Source organism: Streptomyces sp. Je 1-332 (genome assembly GCF_040730185.1).
Taxonomy (GTDB): domain Bacteria; phylum Actinomycetota; class Actinomycetes; order Streptomycetales; family Streptomycetaceae; genus Streptomyces.
In genome coordinates this window covers 1,203,451-1,218,931 of record NZ_CP160402.1, presented here as the reverse complement: position 1 = coordinate 1,218,931, position 15,481 = coordinate 1,203,451, and the positions used below count along the sequence as shown (strand labels likewise).

The window sequence follows — 15,481 nt, the reverse complement described above, 5'->3', positions numbered from 1 at the left end:
CTGAGGGGGCTTCGACCGGCTACCGGCGGATGCGGGTCATCTTCGGGTCGAACAAGGGCTCTTCGGCGACCGTCGCGGGCACCTTCTCGCCGAAGTACTCGACGTGCACGCTCGCGCCCGTCTCCTGGGGCGGCAGCCACGCGTAGGCGACGCACCGGCCCAGCGTGTAGCCGTACGAGGCGCTGGTGACGTACCCGGCGGGGAGTCCGTCGACATACACGGGCTCCTTGCCCAGGACCACGGCGGCCGGATCGTCGAGCAGGAGCGCGGTGAGCTTCCGCGGGGGGGACGCGGGGGAGCCGCGCCGTTCGAGCGCGGCACGCCCCACGAAGTCGCCCCGGTCCATGCGGACGGCGAAACCGACGCCCGCCTCGTAGGGGTTGTGTTCGGTCGTCATGTCGTGACCCCAGGCGCGGTAGCCCTTCTCCAGGCGCAGGCTGTTGAACGCCGAACGCCCGGCCGCGATCACGCCGTGCTCCTGTCCCGCCTCCCAGAGCGTGTCCCAGAGCCGCAGCCCGGTGTCGGCGCTCGTGTAGAGCTCCCAGCCCAGCTCACCGACGTACGACAGCCGCATCGCCGTCACCGGGACATGCCCGATGTACGTCTCCTTGGCCCGGAAATAGCCGAAGCCCTCATGCGAGAAGTCGTGGCGGGTGAGCGGCTGCACGAGGTCGCGGGCGAGCGGCCCCCAGACACCGATGCAGCAGGTGCCCGACGTGATGTCCCGTAGGTGAACGCCGTCGGGGGCGTGACGCAGGAGCCAGTCGAGATCGGCCGGGCTGTTGGCGCCGACCTGGAAGCGGTCCGTGGCGAGCCGGGCCACCGTGAGGTCGGAACGGATGCCGCCCGTTTCGTCCAGGAGGAGGGTGTACGTCACCGCACCGGGCTTCTTGGCCAGGTTGTTGGAGGTCATACGCTGCAGGAAGGCGAGCGCTCCGGGCCCTGCCACCTCAAGGCGGCGCAGCGGCGTCATGTCGTAGAGCGCGACCTTCTCGCGGGTCGCCTTCGCCTCCGCGGCCGCGATCGGCGACCAGTGGCGGGCCGACCAGGCATCACGCCCGGGGACCTCGACGCCCGCGAGGAGCGGGGCGTTCGCCTCGTACCAGTGCGGGCGCTCCCAGCCGCCGCCCTCCAGGAACACGGCTCCCAACTCCTGCTGCCGGGCGTAGAAGGGGCTCACCCGCAGCGGCCTGGGGTGCTCCATGGGTTGGAGGGGGTGGAGGACGTCGTAGACCTCGACGAACTGCTGGGCGCCGCGGTCGGCCACGTACGCGGGGGAGCGCTGGGCGTCCTCGAAGCGGGCGAGGTCGCAGTCGTGCACGTCGACGGAGGGCCGCCCGTCGACCATCCACTCGGCGACCGCCTTGGCCACGCCCGCGGAGTGCGTCACCCACACCGCCTCGGCCAGCCAGAAGCCGCGCAGCGCACGGGACTCGCCGAGGACCGGCATGCCGTCCGGCGTGAAGGAGAAGACGCCGTTGAAGCCCTCCGCGACAGCGGTCTCGCGCAGTGCGGGCAGCAGCCAACCGCAGTCCTGCCAGCTCGGCGCGAAGTCCTCCTCGGTGAAGGGGTACGAGGACGGCATGTCCGGTGCGTCGTCGTACGCCGGGACGGTGAAGGCGTCGACGGGCAGCGGGCGGTGGGCGTACGAGCCGATGCCGATGCGGTCGGTGTGCTCGCGGAAGTACAGATCACGGTCCTGGAAGCGGAGGATCGGCTTCGAGGCTTCCGTGCGCGGGTCGTTGACGCCCGCGAGCTCGGGCAGGGGCTCGGTGGTGGCGTACTGATGGGCGAGCGGCAGCAGGGGGATGTCGACGCCTGCCATGCGACCGATCACCGGACCCCAGAAGCCCGCCGCCGACACGACGTGGTCGGCGGGGAACGTGCCCCGGTCGGTCACGACGGCGGTGACGTGGCCCTCCTCCTGCTCCACGCCGGTCACGGTGTGCCGGTCGCGGAAACGCGCACCACGCGCGCGTGCCCGATCGATCTGCGCACGGCAGGCGAGCACGGCGCGAGCGAGCCCGTCGTCCGGGGTGTGCAGACCGCCGAGCACCTTGCTCTCGTCGATGAGCGGCCACATCTCCTTGCACCGGGCGGGGCCGACCAGCTCCGCGCGGACGCCCCACGAGGCGGCGTACCCGGCCTTGCGGTGCAGGTCGGCCCAGCGCTCGGGCGTGGTGGCGAGTTCGAGGCCGCCGACCGGGTTGAAGCAGGACAGACCGTCCACTTCGAGGGCGCCGAACTTCTCGACGGTGTACGTCGCGAACGTGGTCAGCGTCTTGGAGGGGCCGGTCTGGAAGACGAGGCCGGGGGCGTGCGAGGTCGATCCGCCGGGCGCGGGGAGCGGACCCTGTTCGAGGACCGTGACGTCGGTCCAGCCGCGTGCGGTGAGTTCGTCGGCGAGCGAGCAGCCGACGATGCCGGCGCCGATGACGACGACGCGGGGTGACCGGTGCTCCCTGTCGGGGGTGGGGGCGGGGGCGGGCACGGATGCGGCGTTCACAGGACCACCACCGAACGAAGGACCTCACCGCGGTGCATCCTGCCGAACGCCTCCTCGACCCGGTCGAGCGAGATGGTCTCGGAGACGAAGGCGCCGAGGTCGAGCCGGCGGTTGAGGTACTGGTCGACGAGGATCGGGAAGTCCCGCGTCGGCAGACAGTCCCCGTACCAGGAGGACTTGAGGGCGCCGCCGCGCGAGAACAGGTCGACCAGCGGCAGATCGATCCTCATCTCCGGATCGGGCACACCGACCTGCACGAGCACACCCGCGTGATCACGCATGTAGAAGGCCTGTTTGTACGTCGACGGGGTGCCGACCGCGTCGATCGCGACGTCGACCCCGAAACCGCCGGTGAGCTCACGGACGGCTTCGACCGGGTCCGTGCCGCGGGAGTTGACGGTGTGCGTGGCGCCGAACCGGGTCGCCCCGTCGAGTTTGGCCTCGTCGATGTCGACGGCGATGACGCGGCGCGCGCCCGCCAGCGAGGCTCCGGCGATCGCGGCGTTGCCGACGCCGCCGCAGCCGATGACGGCCACGGTGTCGCCGCGGCCCACCTGGCCGGTGTTCACGGCGGCCCCGTAGCCGGCCATCACGCCACAGCCGATGAGCCCGGCGGCCTCGGGGCGGGCCGCGGGGTCCACCTTCACGGCCTGCCCGGCGGCGACCAGGGTCTTCTCCGCGAAGGCCCCGATGCCGAGGGCTGGGCTCAGGGGAGTGCCGTCCAGGAGGGTCATGGGCTGGGCGGCGTTGCGTGAGTCGAAGCAGTACCAGGGGCGGCCCCGCAGACAGGAGCGGCAGCCTCCGCAGGGCGCGCGCCAGGCGAGCACGACGTAGTCGCCGGGGGCGAGATCGGTGACGTCGGGGCCGATCGCCTCGATGGTGCCGGCGGCCTCATGGCCGAGCAGGAACGGGAAGTCGTCGTTGATCGCGCCCTCCCGGTAGTGCAGATCCGTGTGGCAGACCCCGCAGGCCTGCACGGAGACGAGTACCTCTCCCGGTCCGGGATCTGGCACGACGATCGTCTGCACCTCGACGGGTGCGGCCTTCTTCATGGCGACGACGGCACGGACCTCGTGTGGCACGACCAGACTCCTCTGCTGTTGCGCACTGCACGACGGGTTGCGCTATGAGAGACATACTGGGAACGCCATCAAGAGGCCGTCAAGGGGTGGGAGTTAACCCTTGGCAAATCAGCTGCGCACAGCGAAACGCCGCCGACACAAGGCGAGGGCGGAACCGGGCCATGCCGGTTCCGCCCTCGTGTTCCGTGCGTGCTCGCAGGCGTGGTGCGCGTCGGTCAGAAGCCGTAGCCCATCCGCCGCGAGAGCTCCACGGCCGCGGCGACCGTGCGCTTGGCGAGCTCGGTGAGGCGGTCCTCCGTCAGGCGGTACACGGGCCCCGACGCGCTCAGCGCCCCGATCACCTTGCCGTCGTGCGCACGCACCGGCGCCGCCACGGCGGCAAGACCCACCTCCAGCTCCTCCACGGCGATGGCGAAGCCCTGGTCGACGACGGCCTCGAGATCGCCGCGCAACGCGGCCGTTCCGGTCACCGTGTGCTCGGTCAGGCGCGGCAGCGTCCGCGCTATCAAACCCTCGCGCAGCGTCGTCGGCAGATGGGCGAGGAGGATCTTGCCGCTGGAGGTGGCGTGCAGCGGCGTGCGCCTGCCCAGCCAGTTCTGCGCGGTCACGGACGCGGGCCCACGGGCCTGCATGATGTTGACCGCGGCGTCGTCGTCCAGGATCGCGATGTTGACCGTCTCGCCCAGCTCGTCGGCGAGGTCACGGCAGACGGGGCCGCCCTCCTGGGAGATGTCCAGACGCACTGCCGCCGCCCCCGCGAGGCGCAGTACGCCGGCCCCCAGGAAGTACTTCCCGCGGTCCTTGGCCTGGCCCACGAGCCCCCGGTTCTCCAGCACGCCGAGCAGCCGGAACGCCGTGGACTTGTGCACCCCCAACTCGTCGGCGATCTCGGTGACCCCGGCCTCGCCGAGCCGGGCGAGTATCTCCAGGACGCTGACCGCGCGGTCCACGGACTGGACGGAAGCAGGGGCTGCTTTCGGCTGCTTCTCGCGGGTCTCGTCGGCCTCGTTCCCGCGCGGCTCCTTGTTCTGATCAGGCTGTTTCCGCGTGCCGGTCATATCTCAACTCTCACCACTTCGCGGCCTGTTGAAGCCGCATCTTCGGGAAGCCCTTGACGCGGTGGGCATCCCAGCCGGATTCTGTTGCGCATAGCGCTCCCTCGTGCGCCATACGAAACAGGATGTTACCGAAGGGTCCTGGACCGAGAAGGTGTCAGGACCGGGCCGAGAGAGATCAAGAGGGGGGCCCATGATTACCGTCTGCCGCCTTGAAGACCTCCCCGCGGGCGAATCCGTCCGTGTCGACACCACACCTCCCATCGCGGTGTTCAACGCCGACGGCGAGATCTACGCCATCGACGACACCTGCAGCCACCAGGACGCCTCTCTCTCCGAGGGCTGGCTCGAGGGCTGCCTGGTGGAATGCCCGCTCCATGCCGCCTCGTTCGATCTCCGCACCGGGCGGCCGACCTGTCTGCCCGCCCGCCGCGCCGTGCGCACCCACCGGGTGAGCGTCGACGACGGCACGATCCACGTCCACCTCGTGGCCGAGGAGGGTTCCGCAGCATGAGGACCATCACCGTGGTGGGCGCCTCGCTCGCCGGGCTCTACGCTGCCCGCGAGCTGCGCGCCCAGGGATACGACGGGCGGCTCGTGATCATCGGCGACGAGCCCCACCCACCGTACGACAGGCCGCCGCTCTCCAAGGACTTCCTCACCGGCAAGGCCGACGAGGACCAACTCGCCCTGTCCGACGACGAGGAGAGCGACGAACTCGCCGCCGAGTGGCTGCTCGGGGTGCGCGCCCGAGGCCTCGACCCGCGCGGCCGCACCGTCGTCCTGGAGGACGGCAGGACCGTCGCGAGCGACGGAGTGGTCATCGCGACCGGCGCCGCCGCGCGTCGGCTGCCGGGGCCCTCCCTGGCGGGAGTGCACACCCTGCGCACTCTGGACGACGCCCGCGCCCTGCGCACGGAGCTGACCGCGGGGCCGCGGCGGGTCGTGGTGATCGGCGGCGGTTTCATCGGCGCCGAGACGGCTTCCTCGTGCGTGGCGCTCGGGCACGAGGTGACGGTCGTCGAGGCCGCCCCGCTGCCGCTCCTGCCGCAACTGGGCGCGGACATGGCGGCCTTCTGTGCCGGGCTGCACGCACGCGGGGGAGCGGAGCTCGTGACGGGCACCGGTGTCGCCGCCTTGCACGGTGAGCGGGCCGTACGCGCGGTGGAGCTGGCCGACGGCCGTCTGCTCCCGGCGGACGTGGTCGTCGTCGGCATCGGGGCCACTCCCAACACCGGCTGGCTCGCGGGCTCGACGCTCGCCGTGGGTGACGGAGTGCTCTGCGACGACGGCTGCGTCACCGGTCTTCCGCACGTCGTCGCGGTGGGCGATGTCGCCCGGGTGGGCGGCGTGCGTGCCGAGCACTGGACGAGCGCCACGGAGCAACCCCGTGTCGCCGTGGGCAACTTGCTGGCCGGTCATACCGCCGAGACCGTACGCCCGCTGCCGTACTTCTGGTCCGATCAGTACGGCTCCCGCATCCAGTTCGCCGGCCGGCGGAACGCCGAGGACACCGTGCGCCTCCTCGAAGGCTCCTTGGACGAGGGCAGCTTCCTCGCCGCATACGAACGGGAGGGCCAGACCACGGCCGCCCTCGCGGTGGACCGGCCGAGGCCGTTCATGCGGATGCGGCGCGGCATGCTCGCGGAGGTGCCGGTCGCGGCGTGACGGCCGGAGGACGTGCCGGAAGCGTGGGTGCCGGGAGTGCTCTGCCGGCCACGCGTCTGCCGGAACCGGAACCGCACCTAGGAGTGCGACAACTGCCCTGCCGCGCCACGCCGCCGTATGCGTTCGTCGCTCCGCCCCGCCGTCCGGGCCTGCCGACGGGCCCGACGCCGTTCGCGCCGCAGCTGACGCGCGGTGCTGCTCGGGACCGACACCACCCCATGCCGCTGGTTCCACACCTGTCGAGTGACCCACACGTCCAGGACGCCCCAGGTGGCGACGACCGTACTGGCCACGCTGCTGAGCACCATAGGGAAGGACAGCCAGGATCCGGCCAGCGCACACAGGAACGCCGTCATCGCCTGTATCAGGGTCAGCGCGACGATGAGCACGGCTCGCACCGCGGCCGTACGCACCGGATCGGGCAGGCGCCGTCTGCGCGCCGGCTCCTCGACCCACAACTCCCTGCGGTCCTCGCCGGACTGACGCCTGGATGTCTCCTGCTCATCCCCGGCCGTCCTCTGGCGCTCTGCCGTGCCCATCAACTGTCACTCCCCCGATGCCCCACGGGCCGCTCGATGAGATGCCGGCGGATCCGACTCTCCAGTGGCTGCCCGGTATACGCGGCTTTACGCCACCTGATGACGGCATGCGGGCCTCTGGTGCCCGCCGTCCCTGCCCCCACGTCCCCAACTCCCGTACAGAAAGACGATCGAGAGCCCGGGAAGATTCCCAAGCGTTCGGAAAAGCGAAGAGATCCGGCCAACTGGGCCCCAGGGCAAGGTGGACTGTGCCGAGTGGCATGTGCCACACGCGGGATGCAATCTCCTGAATTGGAGGGACAACTGGTGACGTCCCTTTTGCGTCACGGCTGAAATCCGTCCGGACGTGCCTTCGAGTTACTCCTGTGTCAGTAGTAGGCTCACGCCGTTTGTTGACGCACATGTGTGCCCCTGGCCATAGCGCGGCCGCAGGGGGTCGATCTGGGGGAGGCCATGCGCTTTCGCGGGAAGTCCATCCGCCGGAAGATCGTGGCATTGCTGCTGGTGCCGCTCATTTCCCTGACCGCGATGTGGGGTTTCGCCACCTACCTCACCGGCCAGTCGGCCAAGGACCTCGTCGACGTCGCCAATGTCGTCGAGAAGATCGGCTACCCGATCGAGGACACCGCCCGGGTCGTCCAGCAGGAACGTCGCCAGACCCTCGTCTACCTCGCCGACCCCCGCGCCTCCGACGCGCTCGCCGCGCTGCGCCGCAGCCAGACGGCCACCGACAAGACGGTCACCAAGGTCGTGGAGAACGCGGAGCATCCGGACGTGCGGGACGAGGTCACCGGACCCTCGGCCGACCGGCTCGCCTCGCTCCTCGACTCCCTGGACGGCATCGAGTCGCTGCGCCGCACGGTCGAGGAAGGCACGATCACCCGCGCGGGCGCGCTGAAGATGTACACGAAGCTGATCGACCCCTGCTACGGCTTCCTGATGTCCCTGCACGGCCTCGACGACGTGAAGATGGACCAGCAGGGCCGGGCGCTCGTCGGCGTCACCCGCGCGCGTGAACTGCTCTCCCGCGAGGACGCGCTGCTCGGATCCGCTCTGGTCGCGCGCCGGCTCACCAAGGCCGAGATCCGGGAGATCTCCGACCTCAGGGCCCAGCGCACGCTGCTGTACGAGGTCAACCTCGCGCAGCTGCCGGAGGACGAGCGCGCCGGGTACGAGCGGTACTGGAACGGCGCCGAGACGACGGAGCTCAGGTCGGCCGAGAAGGCCGTCATCGAATCCTCGCCCGGGACCCCGCGCGCCGTCACGTCGGCGCGCTGGGACGCCGCTTCGGGCAAGGCGCTCAAGGATCTCGCCGAGCGCGACAAGGCGGCGGGCGACCGCTTCCAGGAGCGCGTCGAGCCGGTGGCGGTCGGCGTGATCGTGCGGGTCGTCGTCGCGGGCGTGTTCGGTCTGCTCGCGCTCCTGTTCTCGGTCTTCATGTCCGTACGCATCGGCAGCAGCCTCATCCGTGACCTGCGCCGACTGCGCCTGGAGGCCCACGAGGCCTCCGGCGTCCGGCTGCCCGGCGTGCTGCGCCGCCTGGCGGCGGGCGAACAGGTCGACGTGGAGACCGAGGCGCCGCGCCTGACGTACGAGAAGGACGAGGTCGGCCAGGTCGGCCAGGCCCTCAACACCCTGCAGCGCGCCGCCGTCGAGGCCACCGTCAAACAGGCCGACCTGCGCCGCGGCGTCTCCGAGGTCTTCGTGAACCTCGCCCGCCGCAGCCAGGTGCTCCTGCACAAGCAGCTCACCCTGCTCGACACGATGGAGCGCAGGACCGAGGACACGGACGAACTCGCCGACCTCTTCCGCCTCGACCACCTCACCACGCGCATGCGACGGCACGCCGAGGGCCTGGTGATCCTCTCCGGCGCCGCCCCGTCCCGGCAGTGGCGCAAGCCCGTCCAGCTCATGGACGTCGTCCGCGCGGCCGTCGCCGAGGTCGAGGACTACGAACGCATCGAGGTGCGCCGCCTGCCGCGGATCGCCGTCACCGGGCCCGCGGTCGCCGACCTCACCCACCTGATGGCCGAACTCCTGGAGAACGCCACGGTGTTCTCGCCCCCGCACACCGCGGTGCAGGTCCTCGGGGAGCACGTCGCGAACGGCTTCACCCTGGAGATCCACGACCGGGGCCTCGGCATGGCCGCCGACGCGCTCCTCGACGCCAACCTCCGCCTGGCGGAGACACCGGAGTTCGAGCTCTCCGACACCGACCGCCTCGGCCTCTTCGTAGTGAGCCGCCTGGCCCAGCGCCAGCGCGTACGCGTCTCCTTGCAGCCCTCTCCGTACGGCGGGACCACCGCCGTGGTGTTCATCCCGGAGACGCTGCTCACCGACGACGTACCGGACACGAACGGCATCGGGTTCCGACTCGACCGGCCGCAGCCCAAGGACGCCGTGGGCCGCGACACCGCGGGCGACAAGCAGGCCGCGCTCGGACAGGTGCCCGTACAGCTGCCGGGTCTTCCCGCGTCCGTCCTCGACGGCCCCGTCGAGCTGGAGGCGCCGGTCGGCATGGCCGGCCTCGACCCCTTCCCGGGCGCGATCGGTGACCTCGGCGACCTCGGCGACACCGACAGCGAGCGCGGCGGACTCTTCCGCCCGCGCCGCCGCGTCGCCGGGGTCCAGGGGGACGAACAGCACCAACAGGCGCGCGACGAGCGGGAGACGGGCGAGCGCGAGCCCACCCGCCCCGACGGCCTGCCGGCACGCGGCAACGGCAGTGGCTTCGGCGCCCCCGACGACGACCCGGACCCGGCCCTCGCAGACCCCGTACAGCTGCCCCGCCGCAGGACCCCGAAGCTGGTCTCCTCCCACGGGCGCCCCGTGGCGCAGAACAGGCCCCGTGGCGCCGTGGAGGACGATGAAGCGGCGCCGGAGCGCCCCGAGCGCCCGGAGCGCCGTGAAGCCCCCGTGGGGCGCCCCCAGGGCGGTGCCGTGGACCGTGACGACGGTGGCAGCGGACGTCCCGCGGCCGAGCCCATCGACCTGCCGCGCCGCCCCGAGCCGCAGTCCGCCTGGCCCGACCTCTCCCCGCCGCACCGCGACGTCACCGCGTCCGACGCCCCGCCGGACCTCCCGCGCCGCAGCCGGCGCACGGAGTCCTCGCGTACGGATGCCGCACGTACGGAGTCCCCGCGTACGGAGACCGTACGTACGGAGTCCCCGCGTACGGAGTCCCAGGCGCCCGCGCCCACCTCCGCACCCGGCGGGCTGCCCCGGCGCGTCCGCCAGGCCAATCTCGCCCCGCAGTTGAAGGACGGACCGGACCAGCGCACCGAACGCGACGCGGCCCCGGCCGCGACCAGGCCGCAGGAGCGCGACGCCGACGAGGTACGCAGCCGGATGGCTTCGCTCCAGCGTGGCTGGCAGCGTGGCCGTGAAGAGAACGCCGCGGGCGAAGACGCCCCTGACGGCACAGCACCAGGAACGACATCTGAGGGGGACGGTCGATGACCGCACCGAAGGCCGACGCACGCATCGCCAATACCGGGGCGGCGAGGGAGCTGAACTGGCTCCTCGACGACCTGGTGCAGCGGGTCGCCAGCATCCGCAAGGCGCTCGTGCTCTCCGGCGACGGCCTGCCCACCGGCGTATCGCAGGACCTGACCAGGGAGGACAGCGAGCACCTCGCCGCTGTCGCCTCCGGCTTCCACAGCCTCGCCAAGGGCGTGGGACGCCACTTCGAGGCGGGCAGGGTCCGCCAGACGGTGGTCGAGCTCGATGACGCGTTCCTGTTCGTCACGGCCGCGGGCGACGGCAGCTGCCTCGCCGTCCTCGCGGACGCGGACTCCGACGTAGGTCTGGTGGCGTACGAGATGACGCTGCTGGTCAAGAGGGTGGGTGTGCATCTGGGTACGGCGCCGCGCACCGACCTGCCCACGGGAGGGTAGCGGGAGGGTATGAGCGAAGACGGCACAGGGACACAGGGGACGCCTCGCTGGTTCGACGACGACGCCGGGCCCGTGGTGCGGCCGTACGCGATGACGCGCGGCCGGACCAGCAGCCCGGCCCAGCACCGCCTCGATCTGATCGCGGTCGTCATCGCGGAGGCCCGTGCCGGCGACCCGGAGGCGGACAGGACGCTGTCTCCGGAGCACGTGGACATCGTCGGGCTCTGCCGTGACAGCCCCCAGTCGGTCGCCGAACTGGCGGCCGAACTGGACCTTCCCATCGGCGTCATCCGCGTACTCATCGGCGATCTCGTCGACGACGAACTGGTGCACGTGACACGTCCCGTACCCCCTGCGGAACTGCCGGACGAGAGTATTCTGCGCGACGTGATCAACGGCCTCCGGGCGCTCTGAACAGCGCGGAAGCGGGGAGTGAGACGTGACTGGCTGGCAGTTATGGGTCGACAGGGGCGGCACCTTCACGGACATCGTCGCCCGGCGTCCCGACGGGAGTCTGCTCACGCACAAACTCCTGTCGGACAACCCGTCCCGCTATGCCGACGCGGCCGTCGCGGGTATCCGTGAACTCCTGGGCGCCGCCCCCGACGCCCCCGACGACACGGCGGAGGTCCCCATCGGTGTCGTCCGGATGGGCACCACCGTCGCCACCAACGCCCTCCTGGAGCGCAAGGGCGAGCCGACCGCCTTGGTGATCACCCGCGGCTTCGGCGACGCCCTGCGCATCGCCTACCAGAACCGCCCCCACATCTTCGCCTGCGAGATCGTCCTGCCCGAGCTGCTGTACGACCGGGTCATCGAGGCCGACGAACGGGTCACCGCCGAGGGCGAGGTCCTGCGGGCGCCCGACCTGGAGCAGCTCGCCGGGCCGCTGCGCGCGGCCTACGAAGACGGCATCCGGGCCGTCGCGGTGGTCTGCGTGCACAGCCATCTGCACCCTGCCCACGAGCAGGCCATCGCCGAACTGGCCGTCCGCACGGGCTTTCCGCAGGTCTCACTCTCCAGCGAGGTCAGCCCGCTGATGAAGCTGGTCCCGCGCGGCGACACGGCGGTCGTCGACGCGTATCTGTCGCCCGTCCTGCACCGTTACGTCCAGCACATCGCCGACGAGCTCAGCGGCGTGCGCCTGATGTTCATGCAGTCGAACGGCGGTCTCACCGAAGCGGGCCACTTCCGCGGCAAGGACGCGATCCTCTCCGGGCCCGCGGGCGGCATCGTCGGCATGGCCCGCATGTCGCAGCGCGCGGGATTCGACCGGGTCATCGGCTTCGACATGGGCGGCACGTCCACGGACGTGTCGCACTACGCGGGCGAGTACGAACGGGTCTTCACCACGCAGATCGCGGGCGTACGGCTGCGCGCGCCGATGCTGGACATCCACACCGTCGCGGCGGGTGGCGGCTCCGTCCTGCACTTCGACGGCAGCCGCTATCGCGTGGGCCCCGACTCGGCGGGCGCCGCCCCGGGCCCGGCGAGCTACCGCGGCGGCGGCCCGCTCACCGTCACCGACGCCAACGTCGCTCTCGGACGCATCCAACCCGCCCATTTCCCCCCAGTGTTCGGACCTGACGGCGATCAGCCGCTCGACGAGACACTCGTCCGCGACCGCTTCGCCGAGCTGGCCCACGACATCCGGGAACACACCGGCGACGACCGCACTCCGGAACAGGTCGCCGAGGGCTATCTGCAGATCGCGGTCGCCAACATCGCGGCCGCCGTCAAGCGCATCTCGGTCCAGAAGGGCCACGACGTCACCCGCTACGCCCTCACGACGTTCGGCGGCGCGGGCGGCCAGCACGCCTGCATGGTCGCCGACTCGCTCGGCATCCGCACCGTCCTCGTACCCCCCATGGCGGGAGTGCTCTCCGCGCTCGGCATCGGCCTCGCCGACACCACCGCGATGCGCGAGCAGTCCGTGGAGGCCCGCCTCGAACCGTCCGCGATGCCCCGCGTCCTGAAGACCGCCGACGACCTGGAAGAGGCCGCCCGCGCCGAGCTCCTCGCCGAGGACGTGCCCGAGGACCACATCCGCGTCACACGCCGCGCCCAGCTGCGCTACGACGGCACCGACACCACGCTCACCGTGGAGCTCACGGAGCCGGACAGCATGACCCGCGCCTTCGAGGAACTCCACCGCACCACCTACTCCTTCACCCTGGACCGCCCCCTCGTCGTCGAGGCGCTCTCCGTGGAGGCCACCGGTCTCACCGAGCAGCCCGACCTCTCCGCGCTCACCGGTGACACGCACCGCGGCACTCCGGAGACCGTCAGCCTGCACACGGGCGGCACTTGGCGCGACGTACTCCTGCACCGCCGTGACGAACTGACGCCCGGCGAGAGCGTCGAGGGACCGGCGATCATCACCGAGGACGGCGCCACGACGGTCGTGGACGACGGCTGGCAGGCGGCCATGACGCCCGAGGGGCACCTGGTCATGGAACGTGTGGCGGCGCCCGAGGGTTCCGCCGTGAGCACCGAGGCCGACCCCGTCCTCCTCGAGGTCTTCAACAACCTCTTCATGTCGATCGCCGAACAAATGGGCGCCCGCCTGGAGTCCACCGCCCAGTCGGTCAACATCAAGGAGCGTCTCGACTTCTCCTGCGCGCTCTTCGATCCGGACGGCAACCTCGTCGCCAACGCCCCGCACATCCCGGTGCATCTGGGTTCGATGGGCACCAGCGTGAAGGAGGTGATCCAGCGCCGGGGCAGCAGCATGCGTCCCGGGGACACCTACGCGGTCAACGACCCGTACCACGGCGGGACCCACCTCCCGGACGTCACCGTCATCACGCCGGTCTTCGACACCCCGGGGGAGCGGGTCCTCTTCTACGTGGCGTCGCGCGGGCACCACGCGGAGATCGGCGGCATCGCCCCCGGATCCATGCCGGCGAACAGCCGCACGATCGAGGAGGAGGGCATCCTCTTCGACAACTGGCTCCTCGTGGAGGGTGGTCGCTTCCGCGAGCACGAGACCCTTGGCCTGCTCACCGACGCGCCCTACCCCTCCCGCAACCCGGCGACCAACCTCGCCGACCTGCGCGCCCAGATCGCCGCCAACCAAAAGGGCGTCGACGAAGTCGCGCGCATGATCGAGAACTTCGGGCTCGACGTCGTCCAGGCGTACATGCGGCACGTGCAGGACAACGCCGAAGAAGCGGTACGCCGTGTCATCGACGCCCTGGAAGAGGGCGAGTTCGCCTATCCGACCGACTCGGGGGCCGTCATCCGGGTCCGTGTCTCGGTCGACCGCGAGTCCCGTTCGGCGACCATCGACTTCACCGGTACGTCCCCCCAGCTGGCCACGAACTTCAACGCGCCCTTCGCGGTGGTCAACGCAGCCGTCCTGTACGTCTTCCGCACCCTGGTGGCCGAGGACATCCCGCTCAATGACGGCTGTCTGCGGCCCCTGCACATCATCGTGCCTTCCGGCTCCCTGCTCGCCCCCGAGCCGCCCGCGGCGGTCGTCGCCGGGAACGTCGAGACCTCACAGGCGATCACCGGAGCCCTCTACGGGGCCCTGGGCGTCCAGGCCGAGGGCTCCGGGACGATGAACAACGTCACCTTCGGAAACGACCGCCATCAGTACTACGAGACGGTGGCCTCGGGCTCCGGGGCGGGCGACGGTTTCGACGGGGCGTCCGTCGTCCAGACCCATATGACCAACTCCCGGCTCACCGACCCCGAGGTCCTCGAGTGGCGGCTGCCCGTGCTCATCGAGGAGTTCGCGGTGCGCGGGGGCAGCGGCGGCGCCGGCACGTGGCGTGGCGGGGACGGTGCGGTGCGCCGCATCCGCTTCCGCGAGCCGATGACGGTCTCCACGCTCTCGCAGCACCGCAGGGTGGCGCCGTACGGCATGGCGGGCGGCAGCCCCGGAGCGCTCGGCACGGGCCGCGTCGAGCGCGCCGACGGCGGTGTCCAGGTGCTGGACGGCAGCGACTTCGCGGACGTGGGCGCCGACGACGTACTTGTGATCGAAACTCCGGGCGGCGGCGGATACGGCCCGGCCCCGCGCGACACCACTGACCCCACTGACCCCACTGTCACCTCTGGTGCACGAGACACCCCTCATCCAGGAGAAGCGAGCAATGATCTTCAAGCGTTCTGAGCGCGGCAAGGCCCCCGTCGAGCCGGTGACGCTGAAGATCCTGGTGGCCGGCGGCTTCGGCGTGGGCAAGACGACCCTCGTGGGCGCCGTCAGTGAGATCAAACCGCTGCGCACCGAGGAGTTGCTCAGCGAGGCCGGCCGCCCGGTGGACGACACGAGCGGCGTCTCGGGCAAGCACACCACCACCGTCGCCATGGACTTCGGGCGCATCACGCTCCGCGAGGACCTGGTCCTGTACGTCTTCGGCACCCCGGGCCAGGACCGCTTCTGGTTCCTCTGGGACGAGCTGGCCACCGGGGCCCTGGGCGCCGTGGTCCTCGCCGACACCCGCCGCCTGGAGGACTGCTTCGCGGCCGTCGACTACTTCGAGCGCCGCTCCATACCCTTCGTCGTCGGCGTCAACTGCTTCGAGGGCGCGTCGCGTTACCCCGCCGACGCCGTGCGTCAGGCGCTCGACCTCGACCCCGGTGTTCCCGTGCTGATGTGCGACGCGCGCGAGCGGCAGTCCGTCAAGGAAGTACTCATCGGAGTCGTCCAGCACGCGATGGAAACCGCGGCCGCGGCCAGGGAACCAGCGACCACGTGAGGGCTTGAAGGCCGTGCGCGGTCACG

11 protein-coding genes are annotated in these 15,481 nt (G+C 71.2%); 7 read left to right on the top strand and 4 right to left on the bottom strand.

Features of this window, described 5'->3' with window-relative positions; genetic code table 11:
- Positions 1-19: 19 nt before the first annotated feature.
- The 3 genes from ABXJ52_RS05685 to ABXJ52_RS05675 all read right to left on the bottom strand — a co-directional run bounded on the left by ABXJ52_RS05685 (position 20) and on the right by ABXJ52_RS05675 (position 4,646).
- Positions 20-2,506 (bottom strand): FAD-dependent oxidoreductase, encoded by a 2,487-nt coding sequence (locus ABXJ52_RS05685; RefSeq protein WP_367039769.1) that lies wholly within the window; start codon positions 2,504-2,506, stop codon positions 20-22.
- Complete coding sequence (locus ABXJ52_RS05680; protein ID WP_367039767.1) at positions 2,503-3,588, bottom strand: S-(hydroxymethyl)mycothiol dehydrogenase; 1,086 nt, start codon at positions 3,586-3,588, stop codon at positions 2,503-2,505. Before ABXJ52_RS05680 ends, ABXJ52_RS05685 begins: the two co-directional genes overlap by 4 nt.
- Positions 3,589-3,803: 215 nt before the next feature.
- Complete coding sequence (locus ABXJ52_RS05675; protein ID WP_367039765.1) at positions 3,804-4,646, bottom strand: IclR family transcriptional regulator; 843 nt, start codon at positions 4,644-4,646, stop codon at positions 3,804-3,806.
- Between the two features lie 190 nt (positions 4,647-4,836).
- Between ABXJ52_RS05675 and ABXJ52_RS05670 the strand changes: the two genes are divergently transcribed.
- Positions 4,837-5,157 (top strand): bifunctional 3-phenylpropionate/cinnamic acid dioxygenase ferredoxin subunit, encoded by a 321-nt coding sequence (locus ABXJ52_RS05670; RefSeq protein ID WP_367039763.1) that lies wholly within the window; start codon positions 4,837-4,839, stop codon positions 5,155-5,157.
- Positions 5,154-6,311 carry an FAD-dependent oxidoreductase gene (locus tag ABXJ52_RS05665; RefSeq protein ID WP_367039761.1) on the top strand — a complete coding sequence of 386 codons (1,158 nt, stop codon included), beginning with the start codon at positions 5,154-5,156 and terminating at the stop codon, positions 6,309-6,311. Before ABXJ52_RS05670 ends, ABXJ52_RS05665 begins: the two co-directional genes overlap by 4 nt.
- Positions 6,312-6,388: 77 nt before the next feature.
- Here ABXJ52_RS05665 and ABXJ52_RS05660 read toward each other — a convergent pair whose 3' ends face one another.
- Positions 6,389-6,850, bottom strand: coding sequence for a hypothetical protein (locus ABXJ52_RS05660; RefSeq protein WP_367039759.1), 462 nt, complete (start codon positions 6,848-6,850; stop codon positions 6,389-6,391).
- A 453-nt stretch (positions 6,851-7,303) separates the two neighbouring features.
- Here ABXJ52_RS05660 and ABXJ52_RS05655 point away from each other — a divergent pair, with 453 nt between their 5' ends.
- From ABXJ52_RS05655 to ABXJ52_RS05635, 5 genes are read left to right on the top strand one after another with little or no spacing between them, the layout of a single operon-like run.
- The gene (locus tag ABXJ52_RS05655) at positions 7,304-10,309 is read left to right on the top strand and encodes a nitrate- and nitrite sensing domain-containing protein (protein ID WP_367039757.1); all 3,006 of its coding nucleotides are present in this window, start codon (positions 7,304-7,306) and stop codon (positions 10,307-10,309) included.
- On the top strand, positions 10,306-10,746 hold the full coding sequence (locus ABXJ52_RS05650) for a roadblock/LC7 domain-containing protein (protein ID WP_367039755.1): 441 nt from the start codon (positions 10,306-10,308) through the stop codon (positions 10,744-10,746). The genes ABXJ52_RS05655 and ABXJ52_RS05650 overlap by 4 nt, the downstream gene beginning before the upstream one ends.
- A 9-nt stretch (positions 10,747-10,755) precedes the next feature.
- Positions 10,756-11,160 carry a DUF742 domain-containing protein gene (locus ABXJ52_RS05645; RefSeq protein ID WP_367039753.1) on the top strand — a complete coding sequence of 135 codons (405 nt, stop codon included), beginning with the start codon at positions 10,756-10,758 and terminating at the stop codon, positions 11,158-11,160.
- A gap of 25 nt (positions 11,161-11,185) precedes the next feature.
- Positions 11,186-14,869, top strand: a complete 3,684-nt coding sequence (locus ABXJ52_RS05640) for a hydantoinase B/oxoprolinase family protein (protein WP_367039751.1) — start codon at positions 11,186-11,188, stop codon at positions 14,867-14,869.
- Entirely contained in the window at positions 14,850-15,455 is a 606-nt protein-coding gene (locus ABXJ52_RS05635) for an ATP/GTP-binding protein (RefSeq protein ID WP_367039749.1), read from the top strand. Before ABXJ52_RS05640 ends, ABXJ52_RS05635 begins: the two co-directional genes overlap by 20 nt.
- The last annotated feature ends 26 nt before the right edge of the window (positions 15,456-15,481 follow it).

Excerpts from the sequence above, each read along its gene's own strand:
- ABXJ52_RS05675 (WP_367039765.1), bottom strand. The coding sequence starts at position 4,646 with ATGACCGGCACGCGGAAACAGCCTGATCAGAACAAGGAGCCGCGCGGG.
- ABXJ52_RS05670 (WP_367039763.1), top strand. The coding sequence starts at position 4,837 with ATGATTACCGTCTGCCGCCTTGAAGACCTCCCCGCGGGCGAATCCGTC.
- ABXJ52_RS05665 (WP_367039761.1), top strand. The coding sequence starts at position 5,154 with ATGAGGACCATCACCGTGGTGGGCGCCTCGCTCGCCGGGCTCTACGCT.
- ABXJ52_RS05660 (WP_367039759.1), bottom strand. The coding sequence starts at position 6,850 with ATGGGCACGGCAGAGCGCCAGAGGACGGCCGGGGATGAGCAGGAGACA.
- ABXJ52_RS05655 (WP_367039757.1), top strand. The coding sequence starts at position 7,304 with ATGCGCTTTCGCGGGAAGTCCATCCGCCGGAAGATCGTGGCATTGCTG.
- ABXJ52_RS05650 (WP_367039755.1), top strand. The coding sequence starts at position 10,306 with ATGACCGCACCGAAGGCCGACGCACGCATCGCCAATACCGGGGCGGCG.
- ABXJ52_RS05645 (WP_367039753.1), top strand. The coding sequence starts at position 10,756 with ATGAGCGAAGACGGCACAGGGACACAGGGGACGCCTCGCTGGTTCGAC.
- ABXJ52_RS05635 (WP_367039749.1), top strand. The coding sequence starts at position 14,850 with ATGATCTTCAAGCGTTCTGAGCGCGGCAAGGCCCCCGTCGAGCCGGTG.